The organism is Leucobacter celer subsp. astrifaciens (assembly GCF_001273835.1).
GTDB lineage: Bacteria > Actinomycetota > Actinomycetes > Actinomycetales > Microbacteriaceae > Leucobacter > Leucobacter celer.
In genome coordinates this window covers 17473-35007 of record NZ_JHEI01000147.1, presented here as the reverse complement: position 1 = coordinate 35007, position 17535 = coordinate 17473, and the positions used below count along the sequence as shown (strand labels likewise).

The window sequence follows — 17535 nt, the reverse complement described above, 5'->3', positions numbered from 1 at the left end:
GGCGAGGGCGAGGGTGAGAGCGCGGCGCCCGCGGGGGACGCCGCCTCAGCGCTTGCCGAGAGCGATCATCGTGCCGGTGTCGGTGAACTCCTGCTCGATCTCGTCGTTGCGGCGATAGGTGGCGAGGCTCACCACGACCGCGACGATCATCGCGATGATGAAGGCGGGCAGCAGCTCGTACAGGCCCGTGTTGAAGGCCTTCCAGATGAACACCGCGGCAGCACCGGCGACCATGCCGGCGAGCGCGCCCCAGTTGGTGAGCTTGCGCCAGTAGAGGCTCAGCAGCACGATCGGGCCGAAGGCGGCGCCGAACCCGGCCCAGGCGAACGACACGAGGCCGAGGATGCTGTCATTGGGGCTGATCGCGAGCAGAGCGGCGATGATCGTGATGATCAGCACGCCGACGCGGCCGAGGATCACGAGCGTCTTCTCACTCGGGGCCGGCTTCTTCACCGCGCGGTAGATGTCCTCGACGAGCGCGGAGGAGCAGACGATGAGCTGACTCGACAGCGTGCTCATGATCGCCGCGAGCACCGAGGCCAGCACGAAGCCCGCGACGAGCGGATGCAGCAGCGTCTGCGACATCAGCAGCACCACGGTCTCGGGGTTCGACGGCGCGCCGCCGAACTTCTCGAAGTAGGCGATGCCGATGAGGCCGGCGCTCACGGCTCCGAGCAGCGACAGGAACTGCCAGCTGGTGCCGATGCGGCGGGCGCTCGCCGCATCGCGCGTGCTGCGCAGCGCCATGAAGCGCACGATGATGTGCGGCTGCCCGAAGTAGCCGAGGCCCCAGGCGAGCCCCGAGATGATGATCAGCGCGGCGGCGCCGGCCCCCAGCTCGCTGCCGCCGATGAGCGACAGGTTGCCGGCTCCCACCGTCTCGACGATGCTCGCGGTCTCGCCGAAACCGCCGATGTTGATGATCGCCACGATGGGCACCACGATGAGCGCGGTGACCATCATGAGCCCCTGCACCACGTCGGTGAGCGAGGCTCCCAGGAAGCCGCCGAACAGCGTGTAGGTGAGGGTGACACCGGTGACGATGAGCATGCCGAGCAGGTACTCGCCGCCGAACGCGCTCTCGTAGAAGATGCCGCCCGCCACCATGCCGGAGGAGGCGTAGAGCGTGAAGAACACGAGGATGATGATGCTCGAGATGGTGCGCAGCATCCGCGAGCGGTCGCGCAGCCGGTTCTCGAAGAAGCTCGGGATCGTGATCGAGTTGCGCGACACCTCGGTGTAGGCCCGCAGGCGGGGCGCGACGAGTCGCCAGTTGAGGTAGGCGCCGATGAGCAGGCCGACCGCGATCCACCCCTCGATGAGGCCCGTCGCGTAGATCGCGCCCGGCAGGCCCATGATGAGCCAGCCCGACATGTCCGAGGCGCCGGCGCTGAGCGCCGCGACCCATGGCGGTAGCCCGCGGCCGGCGAGCATGTAGCCCTCGTGGTCGCTCGTCTTGCGGAACGCCATGTAGCCGATGAACAGCATCAGCGCGAAGTACAACCCGAGGGCGATGTAGAGGAATACCTGATCGGACATCATCGTCTCTTTTCTTTCGAAGGGTGGTTCTGAGAATCGGAGCGCGAGGGTGGTGTCTCGTCCACCCTGACACAGATCGACCGGCCGCGGGGCGTGGACCGGGCCGGTCGATCGGATTGCGGGGTTAGATCAGCCCCTCGGAGAGCTGATTCGGCGTACCGAAGCGGTGCGCGGTGATCGAGACCGCCTGCTCGTGCAGGTACGGCAGCATCTCCACCCGACCGGCAGACACGACCTCGCCGCCGTAGACCGCGATGTCGGGTTTGCCCGCCGTGGCCTCGTAGACCGCAGCCACCTCCGCCTCGCGCGATGCGCCGGCGACCACGCGGATGCGGGCGCCCGCCTGCGGACCCTGCAGCGCGGCGAGTCGCTGCACGCGGGTGGCCCACGCGGCGGCGTCCTCGAAGTGCACGTCCACGCCCGCGGCGGCGAGCGCGGAGAGGACCGGCTGCGGCAGCGCGACGGGGGTGCTCACGACGGGCGCCGACCCTGCCGCGAGGCCGGCGCCGATCACGCGGAGAGCCCGGTGCAGCGGGGCGTCGGCGGTGATGCGGACGGTGAGCGGCACGGGCAGGTAGCGCAGCAGGTTGCGCTCGACGCCGAGCCCGGAGGCGTCGCGCGCGATCCCGAACTCGTCCTCCCACGCCGCGGCGTCGGTCCCGAGCGCCGTGCGCAGCCAGTCGAGCTCCTCACCCGCGATACCGGCCTGCTGCGCCGCCGTCAGCAGCGGGGCCACGCGGGGACGGGGCGCCCGCAGCTCGCCCGCGACGGGGGCGTCGGTCCAGTCGCCGAGGCCGTGCAGGTAGTTGGGGCCGCCGGCCTTGGTGCCGGCGCCGATGGCCGACTTCTTCCAGCCGCCGAACGACTGCCGGCGCACGATCGCGCCCGTGATGCCGCGGTTGACGTAGAGGTTGCCCGCCTCGATGCGATTCAGCCACAGGGCGAGGTCGTCGCGGTCGAGGGAGTGCAGCCCGCTCGTGAGGCCGTAGTCGATCTCGTTGACGATGTCGATCGCCTCGTCGAGGGTTTTCGCCGTCATGATGCCGAGGATCGGGCCGAAGTATTCGGTGAGGTGGTACTCGGAGCCCCGCTCGACTCCGTCCCGCACGCCGGGGCTCCAGAGCTTGTTGCCGCCCTTCCCGTCGCGGGCCAGCGGGCTGTCGCTCTCGAGGGGCTTCGGCTCGATCAGCCACTTCTCGCCCGGGCCGAGTGCGGTGAGGCCGCGCAGTAGCTTGCCGTCGGGTGCGGTGATGACCGTTCCCATCTGGGTCTCGAGGTGCTCGGGGGTGCCCACCTTGAGCGAGCGCACGGCATCGAGCAGCTGGCCGCGGAAGCGCTTCGAGGTGGCGACCGAACCGACGAGGATCACGAGCGAGGCCGCGGAGCACTTCTGGCCGGCGTGGCCGAACGCGGACAGCGCGACGTCCTTCGCTGCGAGATCGAGGTCGGCGTTCGGGGTCACGATGATGGCGTTCTTGCCGCTCGTCTCTGCGAGGATCGGCAGATCCTGCCGGAACTCGCGGAACTTCACGGCGGTCTCGTACGCGCCGGTGAGGATGACGCGGTCCACGCGGGAATCGCCGATCAGCTTCGCACCGAGCTCGCGCTCGTCGAACTGCACGAACTGCAACACCTCGCGGGGCACGCCCGCCTCCCACAGCGCCTCGACCATCACGGCGCCCGAGCGGGCCGAGCTCGATGCGGGCTTGATGATCACGGAGGATCCCGCGGCGAGTGCCGAGAGCACGCCACCCGCGGGGATCGCGACCGGGAAGTTCCACGGCGGGATGACGGCGATCAGCTTCTGCGGCTGGAACTCGGCGCCGTCGACCTGCTCGAGCAGCTGGCCCAGCATGGCGTAGTAGTTGGCGAAGTCGATCGCCTCCGAGACCTCGGGGTCGCCCTGATCCAGTGTCTTGCCGCACTCGGATCCCATCACCTCGAGCAGCTCGGCCCGCTTCGCCTCGAGGCGCTCTCCGGCGCGGTAGAGGATGCGGGCGCGCTCGTCGGCGCCGAGCGCCTGCCAGCCGGCCGCCGCCGCGACACCGCGCTCGACGACGTCGTTCAGGGCGTCCTCGTCGCCGATGCGCGACGAGGCGACGAGATCGGCGCCGAGCTGCGAGTCGACCATGCGCTCAGCGATCCCTCGCCCCCAGGCGCGGTTGCCCGGCAGATCGGGATCGGTGTCGGGGGCGTTCTCGAACTCGCCCCGCCGACCGGCCTCGACGAGCGCTTCGACGCGCGCCTCGGCGCCGGCCTCATCGTAGCGACGGCGATCCTGCACGCGATTCGACCCCGGAACGGCGTACGACTCGACCGTGCCGTCGCCGGTGATGCCGTCGAGATCGCCGAGCGAGGAGAGGAAGCGCTGCTTCTCGCGTTCGAACAGCGCGGGGTTGTCGTTCAACTCGAATACGGCCGACATGAAGTTCTCCTGGCTCGCGCCCTCCTCGAGGCGGCGGATCAGGTAGGCGATCGCGACGTCGAACTCCTGCGGGTGCACTACGGGCGTGTAGAGCAGCAGGGAGCCGACCTCGCGCTTCACGGCCTCGGCCTGGCCCGTGGCCATGCCGAGCAGCATCTCGAATTCGATGCCGGCCTGCGCGCCGCGGGCCTTTGCGAGCAACCAGGCGAGCGCCACGTCGAAGAGATTGTGGCCGGCCACGCCGATGCGCACGTTCTTCACCCGCTCCGGGGTGAGCGCGTAGTCGATGACGGCCTTGTAGCTGGTGTCCGAATCCTGCTTGCTGCCCCAGGTGGCGACCGGCCAGCCGTGGATCGCGGCGTCGACCTGCTCCATCGGCAGGTTCGCGCCCTTCACGATGCGCACCTTGATGGGGGCGCCTCCCTCGGCGACGCGCTGCGCCGCCCACTCCTGCAGGTCGATCATGGCGCCGAGCGCGTCGGGCAGGTAGGCCTGCAGCACGATGCCGGCCTCGAGCGTCGTGAACTCGGGACGCTCGAGGATGCGCTTGAAGACCGCGACGGTGAGGTCGAGATCCTTGTACTCCTCCATGTCGAGGTTGATGAACTTCTTCGGGCTGGCGGCGCTCGCGCGCTCGAAGAGCGGCACGAGCTGCTCCTCGATGTGCGCGACGGCCTCGTCGAACGCCCAGTGGTTATGGGGGGCCACGGTCGAGGAGACCTTGATGGAGACGTAGTCGACGTCGTCGCGAGCCAGCAGCTTGTGGGTGCCGGCGAGGCGGCGCTCGGCCTCGTGCTCGCCGAGGATGGCCTCGCCGAGCAGGTTGATGTTGAGGCGCACGCCGTCGCGCTTGATCTTCGTGATTGCGGGGCCGAGCTTGGCGTCGCTCGCGTCGATGATGAGGTGGCTCACCATCTGGCGCAGCACCTTGCGGGCGATCGGCACCACCACTCCGGGCAGCGGCTTCGCGAAGGCGCCGCCGAGGCCGATCGCGCCCCGCATGGGGGCGGGCAGGAACTTCGGCGTGAGGGGGGTGAGCTCGTTCAGCTTCTTCGCCGCGGCGCTCAGATCCTCGGGTCGCACCACGCCGTCGACGAAGCCGACGGTGAAGTCGAGGCCGTTGGGGTCGCGCAGCACGCCGGCCAGACGCTCGGCCGAGGGATCGGCGGGCACCTGCGCGGCCTCGTGCAACCAGCGCTGCACGAGACGGATGGCCTCGTCGGCGAGATCCTGGGGGCGGGCTGCGGTGCCTGCGACGTGACTGCTCACTGGTGACCTTTCTCGATGACGCGGGGCGTCGGTGCTGTTCGATGACGCGGGGCGTCGGTGCTGTTCGATGACGCGGGGCGTCGGTGCTGTTCTATGCGCCGGGCCTCGGTGCAACTGGACGTTGAGGCCAGTGTGCGGCTTCTGAAGGATGAAGTAAAGCGATGCTTTTTGTAGGATAAAGTGAAGTAAAACTGATGCTTTCGGCGGGAGCGCGATGCTGGACGTGAAACGGCTGCGGCTGCTGTGGGAGTTGCACGCGCGCGGCACCGTCGCCGCGGTGGCGGATGCGCTCAACTACAGTCCCTCCGCCGTGTCCCAGCAGCTGGCCGTGCTGGAGCGCGAAGCGGGGGTGCCTCTGCTGCGCAAGACCGGCCGCACGCTCGAGCTCACGGCGGCGGGGGAGGCGCTCGTGGGCGAGACCGAGGAGCTGCTCGCGGCACTCGAACGCGCGGAGTCGGCGCTGCACCGTGCGCGCGCGGAGGTGGCGGGCGTCGTGCGTGTCGCCGCCTTCCAGACGGCAGTGCTGGCCATCATGCCGGGGGCGTTGCGGCGTCTGCGCGAGCGCTATCCCGCGCTGCGGGTCGAGGTGGTGCAGTACGAGCCCGGTGCGGCGCTGCGCGAGACCTGGGCGCGGGGCTTCGACCTGGTGGTCGCCGAGCAGTACCCCGGGCACTCGACTCCGCACTTCACCGGGCTGGATCGCGAACCGCTCACGCAGGATCCCATCCGCCTGGGCCTGCCTCCGCTCGGATCGGGTGACGCCCGCTTCGATCGTGCCCGGGAGCTGGCCGACCTCTCCGAGCTGCCGTGGGTGATGGAGCCGCAGGGGGCCGCGACGCGGCACTGGGCCGAGCAGGCCTGCCGCAGCGCCGGCTTCGAACCGGATGTGCGCTTCGAGACCGCCGACCTGCAGGCGCACCTGCGGCTCATCGAGTCGGGCAACGCGGTCTCACTGCTCCCGGGACTCGTGCACGCGGGTGCGGCCGCCGACGTGCGGCTGCTGCCGCTGCCGGAGGATCCGCACCGCAGCATCTTCACGGCCGCGCGATCCTCGCGGGGTTCGCATCCCGCGCTCGCCGCCGTGCGCGAAGCGCTCGCCGCCGAGGCCGCGGATCTCAGCTTCCGGTGACACCCGGAAGCCTCAGGTGACATCCAGAAGCCTCGGGTGACATCCAGATCTGCGGAGGTAGAGTGGGTGACGTCGGAATTCCGGCAGAACCCGAGGAGGGGCGCTGTATGAAGGTCGTCAGCTACAACCTGCGTAAGAACCGTGCCGTCGCCGAGATCGGCGCGCTCGCCGATGATCACGAGGTCGACGTGCTCTGCTTGCAGGAGGCTGAGGCCATCGCGCTGCCGGCGCACCTCGGCCATCTGTCGCTGGTGCACGCGACCGAGCGCAACCGCCTGGGACTCGCGATGTACGTGCGCGAGGAACGGTTCCGCACCCGTACGGCGCACACCTTCCAGCTGAAGAAGTCGCTGCACGACCGCCTGCTCGCGCCGGCGCACGAGCGCCTGCTGGGGGCGCGGCTGCACGACCTCGAGACGGAGCGGGATCTCGTCGTGGCCTCGTTTCACGCGGCCCCGCTGACCGCGCTCAACTCGCTGCGCCGCTATCAGATCCACACGGCGCTCGCGCAGCTGCGCCAGCTCGGGCCCGGCCTGCCCGCGCTCATGGTGGGCGACTACAACTACCCGGTGTTCAAGGGCCGCCTCGACATCGAGATGCGGGATCACGGGTACGAGCTCAGTCTGAGCGACAAGCGCACCTACACCCGTTACAAGATGTTCCGCGGGCACTTCGACTTCGCCACCTCGTCGGGTCTCGACATCAACAGCGTGCAGACTCTCGGACGCGGTCTCTCCGACCACCTGCCGATCCTGGTCTCGGCCTCGCTGCGCGCGGACACGCTCATCCCCGTTCCCGCCTGAGGAGTCCGCGCCGTCCGCCCGGTCCGTCCTGGTCTGTTCGTGCCGCGCTGTGTCCCGGTCCATTCCGGTCCGCCCGGTCAGTCCACCCGTGTTGTCCGCGTCATGTCCCGCCTCTGCCCGAGCTTCAGCCGTGACCCTCCCCACCTCGAAACCATGTCCTGCCTCCGAGAACACGACGGAATGCGTCTGAATCAGACACGCTCTCGAGGAGAGGGCATGGTTTCGCCGGGACCTGCGCCCAGGATCGGGGTATTTCGCTCACAGTGAGCTGATCCGAGGGTTCGAGCGCCGATTTCTCCCCATCAGGCCTGAACGGCCTGGCGAATCTCGCCGTGTTCGACGACGCTGACGGGATGAGAGAGCATCGTGAGCGGATCCGATTCGTCCGCAGACAGCTGGCCTTGAAGCGGAATCTGCTCGCCGGCGACGAGTACGATGAGCGCGGACTGTCGGCCGCGGTCTGCGCGGGTGCGATCGTGCGCGTGCTGCGCGGATGCTACATGCGCGCTGAGACCTGGCATGCGATGCGCATCGACGAGCAGCTGCTCGCGCGAACGCTCGCGGTGGCGCGGCTGCGGAAGCAGGCGAGGCCGCTCTTCTCGCACCTCTCGGCAGCGGCGATCTGGGGGATCCCGATCTACTGGACCAGCCGGGGCCAGATGGAGCGCGTTCACGTGACGACTTCGCCTGCGCGACGGGGCACGAGCTCGGCTCCGGTGCTGCAGCACCTCGCCGATGTGCCCGACGAGGACATCTGCGAGGTGGAGGGGCTGCGCGTCACGTCGTTGGCTCGCACCGTCATCGATCTCGCGAGATGGGCGCCGGCAGAAACGGCGATCGGGTGCGCGGATGCCGGACTCCGGCGGCTTTTCGGAGTGACACGAGACCAGGACCTCGGCGCCGTGGACGAGTGGAGGGAGCGCGAACTCGCGATGCTGGGCACGATGCGTGGGGGCAGGGGTGTGGCTCGGGCTCGGTGGCTGCTGAGGATCGCAGATCCGAGAGCCGACTCCGTCGCCGAGAGCGTGAGCCGCCTGCACCTGGTGAGGCTGCGAGTGCCGCATGAGATCCAAGTGCACGTGGTCGGGCCTGACGGCGAGAATTTTTGGCTGGACTTCTTCTTCGTGGGGCAGAGGACCTTCGGGGAGATGGATGGGAGGGTGAAGTTCGCGGATCCCGAGTTCCGGCGCGGGCGTACGCTCGAGCAGGTGCTGCTCGATGAGCGGGAGCGCGAGGTCAAGGTGAAGGGCGTCACACGCAACGATGTGGTGCGCTGGGGCTGGGCTCAGACCTCTACGACGCGTCGGTTCGGCCGCATGCTTCGCGGCTTCGGCCTCGACGTGCCGGGGCTCTCATGAGGATCATTCCCGTCGAGAGCATGCCCGACCTTCGATACCATGCCCGAAAGACGCGAATCCGGCCATGCTCTCGAAGGTTGGGCATGGTCTCGTGTACTTAGAGAGGGAGGGGCAGATGGCGGAGCCGGGAAGGGGGCGTCGGCTACGCGGTGCGGGCCGCGAGGTAGGCCGGGATCTCGGCCACCGAGTCGAGCAGCTCCGTGTAGGGCTGCCCCTCGAAGGCCTCGCGCGCGAGCTTGCCCGACAGCACACCGATCGTGATCGCAGCGCCCGAGTGGGCGCCGGCCTGCACGTCGACCGCGGTGTCCCCGGCCACGAGCACCTCTGAGGCGTCGAGGGTGCCCGTGCGCTCCATGGCGCGGTGGATCATGTAGGGCGCCGGGCGACCGGCCGCGACCTCGTCACCGCAGACCAGGGCGTCGAGCCGCACCGCGTCGGCCGACGCGGATCCGTCGCCGTCGCCCACGATCCAGCCCAGCTGATCGAGGATCCCCTCGGCCACGTCGACCGAGAACCCGGTGGTGAGCGCCACCTGCACGCCGGAGGCACGCAGGGCGGCGACGGCCTCGGGTACTCCGTCGATGGGGGTGGGCGGCTCGGCGGTGTAGAGCTCGTCGAGGATCGTGCGGAAACGCTCGAACGCCGCGTCGACCCGGCCCTCCGGGGTGGTGGGGTCGCCGCCGCCGAGCTCGATGAGCGCCGTGATGGCCGCGCGCTTCTCGGTGCCCATCCAGGTCTGCAGGTCGGCGGGGGAGACCATGACACCGGTCTCCTCGACCGCGCGCCGCAGCGCCTCGTAGACGGCTCCGCCGTCGTCGATGGTGGTGCCGGCCATGTCGAAGACGGCGAGGGTGATCATGGGTGCTCCTTGGATGCGAGGGGGTGGTGGGGCGAGTTGGGGATCAGGCGCTGCGTTCGAAGAGATCGGCGGTGGTGTTCGCGGCCTGGCGGGTGAGCGGGATGCGGTGCTCGGCGCTGTTCTCGACGACGAACGTGGCCATCGAGGGCAGGTAGCGGTCGTCGGCGCTCTCGATGACCGTGCCCGTCTCGTTGTAGGCGAGTCGCCGCACGCGCAGCAGCGGCGAGCCGGGTGCGATGTGCATCTGCTCGACCTCGAGCGGGTGCGCTGCGATCGCGTCGATCACGTGCCGGGCTCGCACCGGCACCACACCCGACTGGCACAGCGTCTGGTAGATGCTGCCGTTGTCGAGGTCCGCCGTGATCAGGTGCTTGCCGATCTCGTAGGGGAAGAGGGAGCGCTCGAGCATGGCCGGCTTGTCGTCGAGCAGGCGCAGCCGGATGATCTCGACCACCGCCGTGTCGGGCGCGATCTGCAGCTCGCGGGCGATCTCCTCGGTGGCGGGTCGGCGGCTGGCCTCGATCACGCGCTGGCCGGGCTCCATGCCGAGATCCCGCGCCCACTCGGTGAACGACATGAACGTGTCGAACGACTGGGCCGGGGCGGTGCGCTGCACCCGGGGCGGCGCACCCCGCCCTCCGATGATCATGCCCTCCGAGCGCAGCGCGGCGAGAGCCTGCCGTACGGGGCCTCGCGACGTGCCGAACTCGGCGACCAGGGATTTCTCGCTCGGCACGCGGTCGCCCGGCTGCCAGACGCCGGTGCGGATGCGCTGCACCATCTCCTCGTACAGCTGAGCGTGGAGGGGCGAGTTCTCGTTCATGCGGCCAGCTTATAAGTTGTCATGACTAGTTGAGATGCTCGCCGGTGACAGGCAGGTGAACGATCGGTGACATCTCCGGAGCCGGATCGTGCGGTCGATGAACGCTCGAAGAACAGCGCCGCGAAAAGTTGTTATGACTACTTTTCGAACCGCACTATCGAAGCATGACCTCAACCACTCACACACCGCGCATCGTGATCGTCGGCGCCGGCATCGTCGGGCTGGCGCACGCCGTGGCCGCGCTCGACGCGGGCTACCGCGTCACGGTGATCGAGCAGGACGCCGCGGCCCGGCTCGCGAGCGTGCGCAACTTCGGCCACGTGGGCGCCTCGGTGCAGGCGGGCGAGCTGGGTGAACTGGCGCGCGAGTCGTTGCCGCTCTGGCTGTCGCTCGCAGAGCGCGCCGGTGTCGAAGCCCGACGGTCCGGCACCCTCGTGGTCGCCCGCACGGCCGCTGAGGAGGCGGTGCTGCAGGAGCTCGTGGACGAGCGCGCGCCGGAGGACGCCGCTCTCGTCACCGGCGCCGAGGTCGCAGCGCTGCTGCACCTCGATGTCGCGGCCGAGGCCGCTGCGCGACCACGGGCGGGTGCCCTCCTGCCTCGGGACATCACCGCGAACCCCCGCACCGCCGTGGCACGCATCGCCGCGTGGGTGCACGCCCACGAGCGGGGCGAGGTGCGCTTCTCCACGGCGGTGCGCTCGGTCGGCACCGGAGTTGTCGATACCAGTCGGGGTCGCGTCGAGGCCGACCACGTCGTCGTCGCCGCAGGCCATCTCATCGGCCGCCTGCTCCCGGAGCTCTCCGAGCGCGGCGAGGTTCGCGAGTGCGCGCTGCAGATGACCCGAGTTCGCGCGCCGCACGCGATGGGCCTCGGACCGGCTGTACTGACGGGCACCTCGATGCTGCGGTACGGCGCCTTCGCCGGGCCGGCAGCCGAGGCGCTGCGCGCCGAGCTGCGCGCCACTCGCCCCGAGCTGATGGAGATCGACGCCAACGTCATGCTCACGCAGCAGGCGGACGGCACGCTCCTCGTGGGCGACTCGCACGTCGCCCACGATTCGGCGCCCCCGTTCCTCGACGAGCGCTGGTCCCGGATCCTGCTCGACGAGGTCGCCGCCGTGCTCGGGGCGCCGCGGCTCGAGGTGCTCGAGCGCTGGCAGGGCCTGTACGCCACGAGCCGCAAGCAGGACATCCTGCGCGAGCTCCCGATCCCCGGAGTCACCGCGGTCTCGGTGACCACCGGTACCGGCATGACCGTGGGCCTCGCGCTCGGCGCCCGCACCATCGCCGCCCTCGACTCAGCCGGTTGAGCGAGCGGAGCAAGTCGAAACCCGGCACACACGCGGCTTCGACACTTCGTCTTGTCGCTGCGCTCCTGGCTCAGCACGGCGCTCGCTCCGCTCGCTCAACCGGCGAATCCCCACCCCTCACACCCCAAGGAGAAACGTGAAGAAGAACACCATCCTGGCCGCCTCGGCCGTCGCCCTCATCGGGCTCGGCCTCGTCGCCTGTTCGAGCGCTCCCGAGGAGAGCTCGGCTGCTGCGGCCTCCGGCGACGCCGCAGCGACCTGCCCCGACGGCAAGATCCGCTTCGGGATCCTGCCCTACGAGGATCCCGAGCGTCTCGAGCCCGCCTACCAGGTGCTCGCCGAGGCCCTCTCCGAGAAGCTCGACTGCCCCGTCGAGGTGAGCATCACCGAGGACTACGCCGCCGAGGTGCTCGCCATGGAGAACGACCAGCTCGAGATCGCCCAGTTCGGCCCGCTCGGCTTCGTGTTCGCGAGCCAGCGAGCCGACGCCACGGCGATGGTGTCGTTCGGGGACGCCGACGGCAAGCCCACCACCTACACCGGCGGCATCTGGGTGCCGAAGGACTCCGATATCCAGACCCTCGAGGATCTGAAGGGCCGCACTCTCGCACTCGGCAGCCCTGGATCGACCTCGGGCGACGCGCTGCCGATGTCGGCGCTCGTCGACGCAGGCATCGACGGCGACGTGCAGTGGGACTACGCCGGCGGGCACCCGGAGGCGCTGCTCGCGCTCGTCAACGGCACCGTCGACGCCGCGCAGATCAACTCGCAGACCCTCGCCACTGCGACCGGGGAGGGCACCTTCGACCAGGCGGAGTTCCGCCAGGTCTGGGAATCGGACGAGATCCCGAACGACCCGATCACCGTTCGCGGCAACCTGCCCCGGGAGTTCCAGGACGCCGTCAAGGAGGCTCTGCTGAGCCTCGACGCCGACGCGGTCGAGCAGGTCAGCGGCTTCCTCGGAGTCGACCCGGCCGGTCCGCTGATCCCGGTCACCGATGACACCTACCGGCCGCTCTTCGACCTCGCGAAGACGATGGGTCTCACCGAGGAAGACGTCTGATGAGCGCCGTCACCGCGCGCGAGGATCTCACCCCTGCCGAGCGCACGCACGAGGCCGAGCGGGGAGTGCTGCTCGACGTGCAGGCCATCTCCAAGAGCTTCGGCGATCGTGTCGTGCTCAGGGACATGAGCATGCGCGTGCACGCGGGCGAGGTCGTCGCCTTTCTCGGAGCCAACGGCTCCGGCAAGTCGACCACCCTGCGTGCGGTGAACGGCCTCATCGAGGCGGACTCCGGCGACATCGTGATCGCCGGAGTCCGCCTGGGCGAGGCCAGCTCGCAGCGGCGCGCCGAGGCCAGGCGCACCGCCGCGACCGTGTTCCAGAAGATCTACCTGGTGCAGCGCCGAACCGTGCTGCAGAACGTCTGCGCCGGCGGGTTCTCGCGACTGCCGGACTGGCGTTCGCTGCCGCCCCTCTTCCCGCGGGAGCTGAAGGAGGAGGCCATGGCCTGCCTCGATCGTGTGGGGCTAGCGGATCGCGCCCACGACCGCGCGGGGAGCCTGTCCGGCGGCCAGCAGCAGCGCGTGGCGATCGCGCGGGCCCTGTGCCAGCGCCCGCGCATGATCCTCGCCGATGAACCCGTTTCGGCGCTCGACCCCAAGGCCGCCGACGACGTGATGCGGCTGCTCCACGACCTCGCGGTCGAGGAGGGCCTCGGAGTCGCCGCGGTGCTGCATCAGCCGCACCTCGCCCGCGCCTACGCCCACCGGGTGATCGGCCTGCGCGGGGGCAACCTCGTCTTCGACGCCCCCACCGATGAGATCGACGACGTCGAGCTCGCGTCACTGTATCTGTGACCACCCGCACCTGTGAGGATCCGCCCGTGACCGACACACTCGCCCGCGAACGCTCCGAGTACTCGAAGCGCACGCAGCACCTGCTCCCCGTTCCCCGCGACCCGCGCGCGCCCTATCGTGCGGGATCCTGGTCGGTGATCATCGCGGTGCTGCTCGTGCTGCACCTGTTGGCCTTCCAGGCCACCGATTTCAAGCCCGACGCGCTCATCACGGGCGCCAGGGGCATGTTCAACTTCATGTCCGAGGCGTTCCCGCCCGACCTCAGCCCGGATGTACTGCAGAAGGGCATCGAGGGCGCGCTCACCACGCTCTGGATCGGCCTGCTCGGCACCACGGTATCGGTGCCGTTCGCGCTGCTGCTCGCGGTGCTCGGCGCCCGCACCACGACCCCGAACGGCTTCGTCTACCAGATCGCGCGCGGCATCCTCTCCTTCTTCCGCGCCGTGCCCGACATCGTGTTCGCGCTCATCTTCGTGACCGCGGTGGGTCTCGGCCCGTTCGCCGGTGTGCTCGCGCTCATCTGCCACAACACCGGCGTGATGGGCAAACTCTGGTCGGAGGCGATGGAGGACATCGATCCGGGTCCCGAGCAGGCGCTGCGCACGGCCGGGGCGAGCCGCTGGCAGGTGGTGGCGAACGCCACGATCCCGACCGTGCTGCCGCAGCTCACCGGCCTGCTGCTCTACCGCTTCGATGTCAACGTGCGCTCCTCGCTCGTGCTCGGGCTCGTGGGCGCCGGCGGTATCGGGCTGCTCATCAACAAGTCGATCAAGACCTTCCAGTTCGACGAGATGCTGACCTACCTCATCATCATCCTCATCGTGATCGTGGCAGTCGATCTCGCCTCCGCCTGGATCCGCAAGCGCCTGCAATAGACCCGCAACACCAGCCACCGCTACACCACACAGGGAGAACACGCACCCATGCTGCAAGACTCACTCCGCCGCGCCGAGCGGCGGACCATCCGCCCGGGCCGGCCGGCCGTCGTCCGCGCAGTCGCCGGGGGAGCGCTGCTCGCGCTCACCTGCGGTCTGCTCGTCGCGCCGGGCCTCGCCGCGCCGGCGCACGCCGTCGCCGCGCCCTACTCGCAGGACTTCGAAACCGCCACCGGGCCCGATCAGGCCCCGGAGGGCTGGTCGGTCGAGAGCTCCGACACCCGCGACATGCGCGACGGGTGGAAGGGCTGGACCTTCCACACGACCGCCGAGGTCGTCTCGACCTGGGGCTCCGGCGGCGACCGCAGCTCCTTCGCCAAGGGGCAGGGACTGGTCGCCGTGCTGCACTCGGACGGCAACCGTCCCACGAGCGGCCCCTACACGCCCGTCGACTCGACCCTGTGGGCCCCGGCCTACACGGTCGATCCGGGCGCCGCGGCCGCGAACGTCACCTTCGACAGCCACTACAAGCAGGGCCAGGCCCCGCAGGAGGCGAAGCTCGTCGCCAAGATCGACGGCGGCGATCCCGTGCTCGTCGAGCAGTTCAACACGAACCGCCTCAACCAGACGCACAGCTACGGGATCGACCTGCCCGCCGGCGCCCAGAACGTGCAGTTCGGCTGGCAGTACATCAAGACCAGCAACAACTGGTTCTGGATGATCGACAACGTCACGATCGCCGAGTCGGCGCCCGCCGATGTCACTCCCCAGATCACCTCGCTCAAGAAGCCGGTGGTCACGCCGGGCTCGAGCACCACGGTCTCGCTGAGCGGACTGCGCGCCGGCCAGCAGGTGGAGGCCGCGCTCGGCTCCGGCGACGCCGCCGTCCCGGTCGCGGGGATTCCCGCTGCGACCGCCGAGGGCACCGTCTCATTCGAGGTGGCCGTGCCCGCCGATCAGGCGCAGGCCACGCTGCCGCTGACGATCGGCGGCGCCGGAGTCACCCCGGTCGAGATCCCCGTCACCGTGCTCGCCGAGATCTCCGGGCAGGCCTCGTCGACCGAGCCGCAGATCTGGTGGAACGGCTTCGACGGCACCGCCGAGCAGTGGACCGCGGAGGGCGGCTGGGAGTTCATCACCCGCCAGCAGGTGATCGACGGGTACGGCCTGGACCGGCGTCACACCTTCACCCGCGCCTCGGGTGTGATCGCGGTCGCCGAGACGAAGAACGCCGCATTCTCCGGCACGCTGACCTCCTCGCCGATCGCAGTGACGGCGGGCGACGAGCTCGAGCTGCGCTTCGACAGCCACTTCCGCGTTCGCGGCGGCGGCGCGCACGCCGGAGTCGTGACCGTGACGTTCGACATCGGCGACCCGGTCTCGCTGCGCACCATCACCGCGGACGAGGAGTCGGCGCAGCCCCGCCTGCCCTTCACCGTGCCCGAGGGAGCCGCCTCGGCGACCGTGGAGTTCGCCTACGATGCGCCCGCCGGCGCGGGATCGTGGATGCTCGACGACGTGCAGATCGTGCGCCCGCTCGCGCCGCTCGCCGAGGAGGCCGCTCCCGAGGCGATCGTCGATGTGTTCAGCGACGTGCAGGGGGCGAACGCCAGGCTGCAGAACCAGGTGCTGCCGGGCTTCCGCAATCTGCCCGGCGGACGCGCGGACGTCGTGATCTCGAACGGCGACCTCACCGGAAACGGCACGCCGGCCCAGTACGACAGCTACTACGCGGCGTTCAACGCGGGCGGGGGCAACGACTACGGCACGCGCATCTCCACGATCGGCAACCACGAGTTCTACGGCTCCAACGGCTCCGCGACCTACATCCAGCGCTTCCTCGACTACACCGGGATGCGCGATCTGGGCGTCGCCGAGTCGCAGTCGCCCAACAAGGGCCTCTGGGGCGAGGTCGTCGTCGACGGCAAGCTGCCCGTGCTCTGGATCGGCAGCGAACGCCACGAGTACCACGGCGGCAGCGGTCCCTTCGTCGAGATCTGGGACGAGCAGTTCAACTGGTTGCGCGATCGCCTCGACCACTACCGCGACGCGGGCCTGCCCGTGCTGCTGAGCGTGCACCACATCTTCGAGAACTCGGTATCGGGATCGTACGCGAACCTGTACAAGCGCGAGTTCGGCGACGACCAGGAGCGCATGGAGCGTCTGCTGGCGGCCTACCCGAACGTCACCATCATGAGCTCCCACACGCACTGGAGCCCGCTGCTGCACGACTGGAGCGTCGAGCAGCGCTTCGTCCCGACCACCGACCATGCGCCGACCGTGATCAATACGGCCGCTGTGACGACGCAGTACGGCCCGAGCGGCGACTGGGGCGAGGTCGGGATCGGCGGCGCCGATCCCGCGGGCCTGCGCATCGCCCTGTACGAGGATCGTCTGCGCGCTACCGTCTACGGCTTCAACGGACAGGCGCAGCCGAGCGAGATCAAGCACGTCGACATCGCGCTGCCGGCGGAGGCCCCGGTCGATCCTGTCGATCCGGTGGATCCGGTGGATCCGGTCGATCCCGTGGACCCCGTGGATCCTGTGGACCCCGTGGATCCGAAGCCGGTTCCTGAGAAGGATCCGTTCCGTGATGTGTCGAAGTCCGCGAAGTTCTCGAAGGAGATCAACTGGATGGCCGAGCGGGGTCTGTCCACGGGGATCAAGAAGACGGACGCGAAGGGCAAGGTCTACTACGACTACGAGCCGAAGACGCAGGTGTCGCGCGAGGCGATGGCGGCGTTCCTGTTCCGGTTGAACGGGGAGAAGAACTTCAAGGCTCCGAAGGTGTCGCCGTTCGCGGATGTGAGGCCGGGGGACAAGTTCTACCGGGAGATCGCCTGGATGTATCAGGAGGGTGTTGCGAGGGGCACGAAGCAGGCCTCTGGCAAGCCGCTGTTCAAGGCGAAGGACGGGATCTCTCGTGAGGCGATGGCGGCGTTCATGTACCGCATCGACACGACGAAGAAGCCTGCGGTTCCTGCGGTGTCGCCGTTCGCTGATGTGCGGAAGGGCGACAAGTTCTACAAGGAGATCGCCTGGATTCGCCTGGATGTCGCAGAGCGGGTCGCAGAGCGGTCTGTCGACGGGCATCAAGCAGTCGTCGGGCAAGCCGGCCTATGCGGCGAAGTCGAATGTGACTCGTGAGGCAATGGCGGCGTTCCTGTACCGCGCCGAGCGCTGAGCGCGCCCGCCGGTTGAGCGAGGAGCGCAGCGACGAGTCGAAACCTCTGACCCGGGGTTTCGACTCCGCTGCGCTTCGGTCATCCTGCGCGAGCTTGCGAG

The 17535-nt window shown here is 69.4% G+C and carries 12 protein-coding genes; 8 read left to right on the top strand and 4 right to left on the bottom strand.

Annotation, left to right across the window (positions count from 1 at the left end; all coding sequences use genetic code 11):
• Positions 1 to 45: 45 nt before the first annotated feature.
• Together putP and AMS65_RS16495 are read right to left on the bottom strand one after the other, a co-directional pair.
• The gene (gene putP, locus AMS65_RS16500) at positions 46 to 1539 is read right to left on the bottom strand and encodes a sodium/proline symporter PutP (protein ID WP_053385292.1); all 1494 of its coding nucleotides are present in this window, start codon (positions 1537 to 1539) and stop codon (positions 46 to 48) included.
• Between the two features lie 124 nt (positions 1540 to 1663).
• Positions 1664 to 5233, bottom strand: a complete 3570-nt coding sequence (locus tag AMS65_RS16495) for a proline dehydrogenase family protein (RefSeq protein WP_053385270.1) — start codon at positions 5231 to 5233, stop codon at positions 1664 to 1666.
• Positions 5234 to 5447: 214 nt separating this feature from the next.
• Here AMS65_RS16495 and AMS65_RS16490 point away from each other — a divergent pair, with 214 nt between their 5' ends.
• The 3 genes from AMS65_RS16490 to AMS65_RS16480 all read left to right on the top strand — a co-directional run bounded on the left by AMS65_RS16490 (position 5448) and on the right by AMS65_RS16480 (position 8523).
• Positions 5448 to 6362, top strand: a complete 915-nt coding sequence (locus AMS65_RS16490) for a LysR family transcriptional regulator (protein WP_053385269.1) — start codon at positions 5448 to 5450, stop codon at positions 6360 to 6362.
• A 107-nt stretch (positions 6363 to 6469) separates the two neighbouring features.
• The gene (locus tag AMS65_RS16485; protein ID WP_053385268.1) at positions 6470 to 7165 is read left to right on the top strand and encodes an endonuclease/exonuclease/phosphatase family protein; all 696 of its coding nucleotides are present in this window, start codon (positions 6470 to 6472) and stop codon (positions 7163 to 7165) included.
• Between the two features lie 353 nt (positions 7166 to 7518).
• Positions 7519 to 8523: a hypothetical protein gene (locus AMS65_RS16480; RefSeq protein ID WP_157502388.1), complete on the top strand. Its 1005-nt coding sequence runs from the start codon at positions 7519 to 7521 to the stop codon at positions 8521 to 8523.
• Between the two features lie 142 nt (positions 8524 to 8665).
• On the opposite strand, the gene AMS65_RS16475 is transcribed toward AMS65_RS16480, so the two are convergent.
• Positions 8666 to 9382 (bottom strand): phosphonatase-like hydrolase, encoded by a 717-nt coding sequence (locus tag AMS65_RS16475; RefSeq protein ID WP_053385266.1) that lies wholly within the window; start codon positions 9380 to 9382, stop codon positions 8666 to 8668.
• Between the two features lie 43 nt (positions 9383 to 9425).
• Complete coding sequence (locus tag AMS65_RS16470; protein ID WP_053385265.1) at positions 9426 to 10205, bottom strand: GntR family transcriptional regulator; 780 nt, start codon at positions 10203 to 10205, stop codon at positions 9426 to 9428.
• Between the two features lie 164 nt (positions 10206 to 10369).
• Here AMS65_RS16470 and AMS65_RS16465 point away from each other — a divergent pair, with 164 nt between their 5' ends.
• From AMS65_RS16465 to AMS65_RS16445, 5 genes are all read left to right on the top strand, one after another.
• Entirely contained in the window at positions 10370 to 11515 is a 1146-nt protein-coding gene (locus AMS65_RS16465) for a TIGR03364 family FAD-dependent oxidoreductase (RefSeq protein WP_053385264.1), read from the top strand.
• 136 nt (positions 11516 to 11651) lie between these two features.
• On the top strand, positions 11652 to 12578 hold the full coding sequence (locus AMS65_RS16460) for a phosphate/phosphite/phosphonate ABC transporter substrate-binding protein (protein WP_053385263.1): 927 nt from the start codon (positions 11652 to 11654) through the stop codon (positions 12576 to 12578).
• The gene (locus AMS65_RS16455) at positions 12578 to 13375 is read left to right on the top strand and encodes a phosphonate ABC transporter ATP-binding protein (RefSeq protein ID WP_206542006.1); all 798 of its coding nucleotides are present in this window, start codon (positions 12578 to 12580) and stop codon (positions 13373 to 13375) included. The genes AMS65_RS16460 and AMS65_RS16455 overlap by 1 nt, the downstream gene beginning before the upstream one ends.
• A 26-nt stretch (positions 13376 to 13401) precedes the next feature.
• Positions 13402 to 14250 carry a phosphonate ABC transporter, permease protein PhnE gene (gene phnE, locus AMS65_RS16450; protein ID WP_053385262.1) on the top strand — a complete coding sequence of 283 codons (849 nt, stop codon included), beginning with the start codon at positions 13402 to 13404 and terminating at the stop codon, positions 14248 to 14250.
• Between the two features lie 48 nt (positions 14251 to 14298).
• On the top strand, positions 14299 to 17397 hold the full coding sequence (locus AMS65_RS16445; protein WP_053385261.1) for a metallophosphoesterase family protein: 3099 nt from the start codon (positions 14299 to 14301) through the stop codon (positions 17395 to 17397).
• The last annotated feature ends 138 nt before the right edge of the window (positions 17398 to 17535 follow it).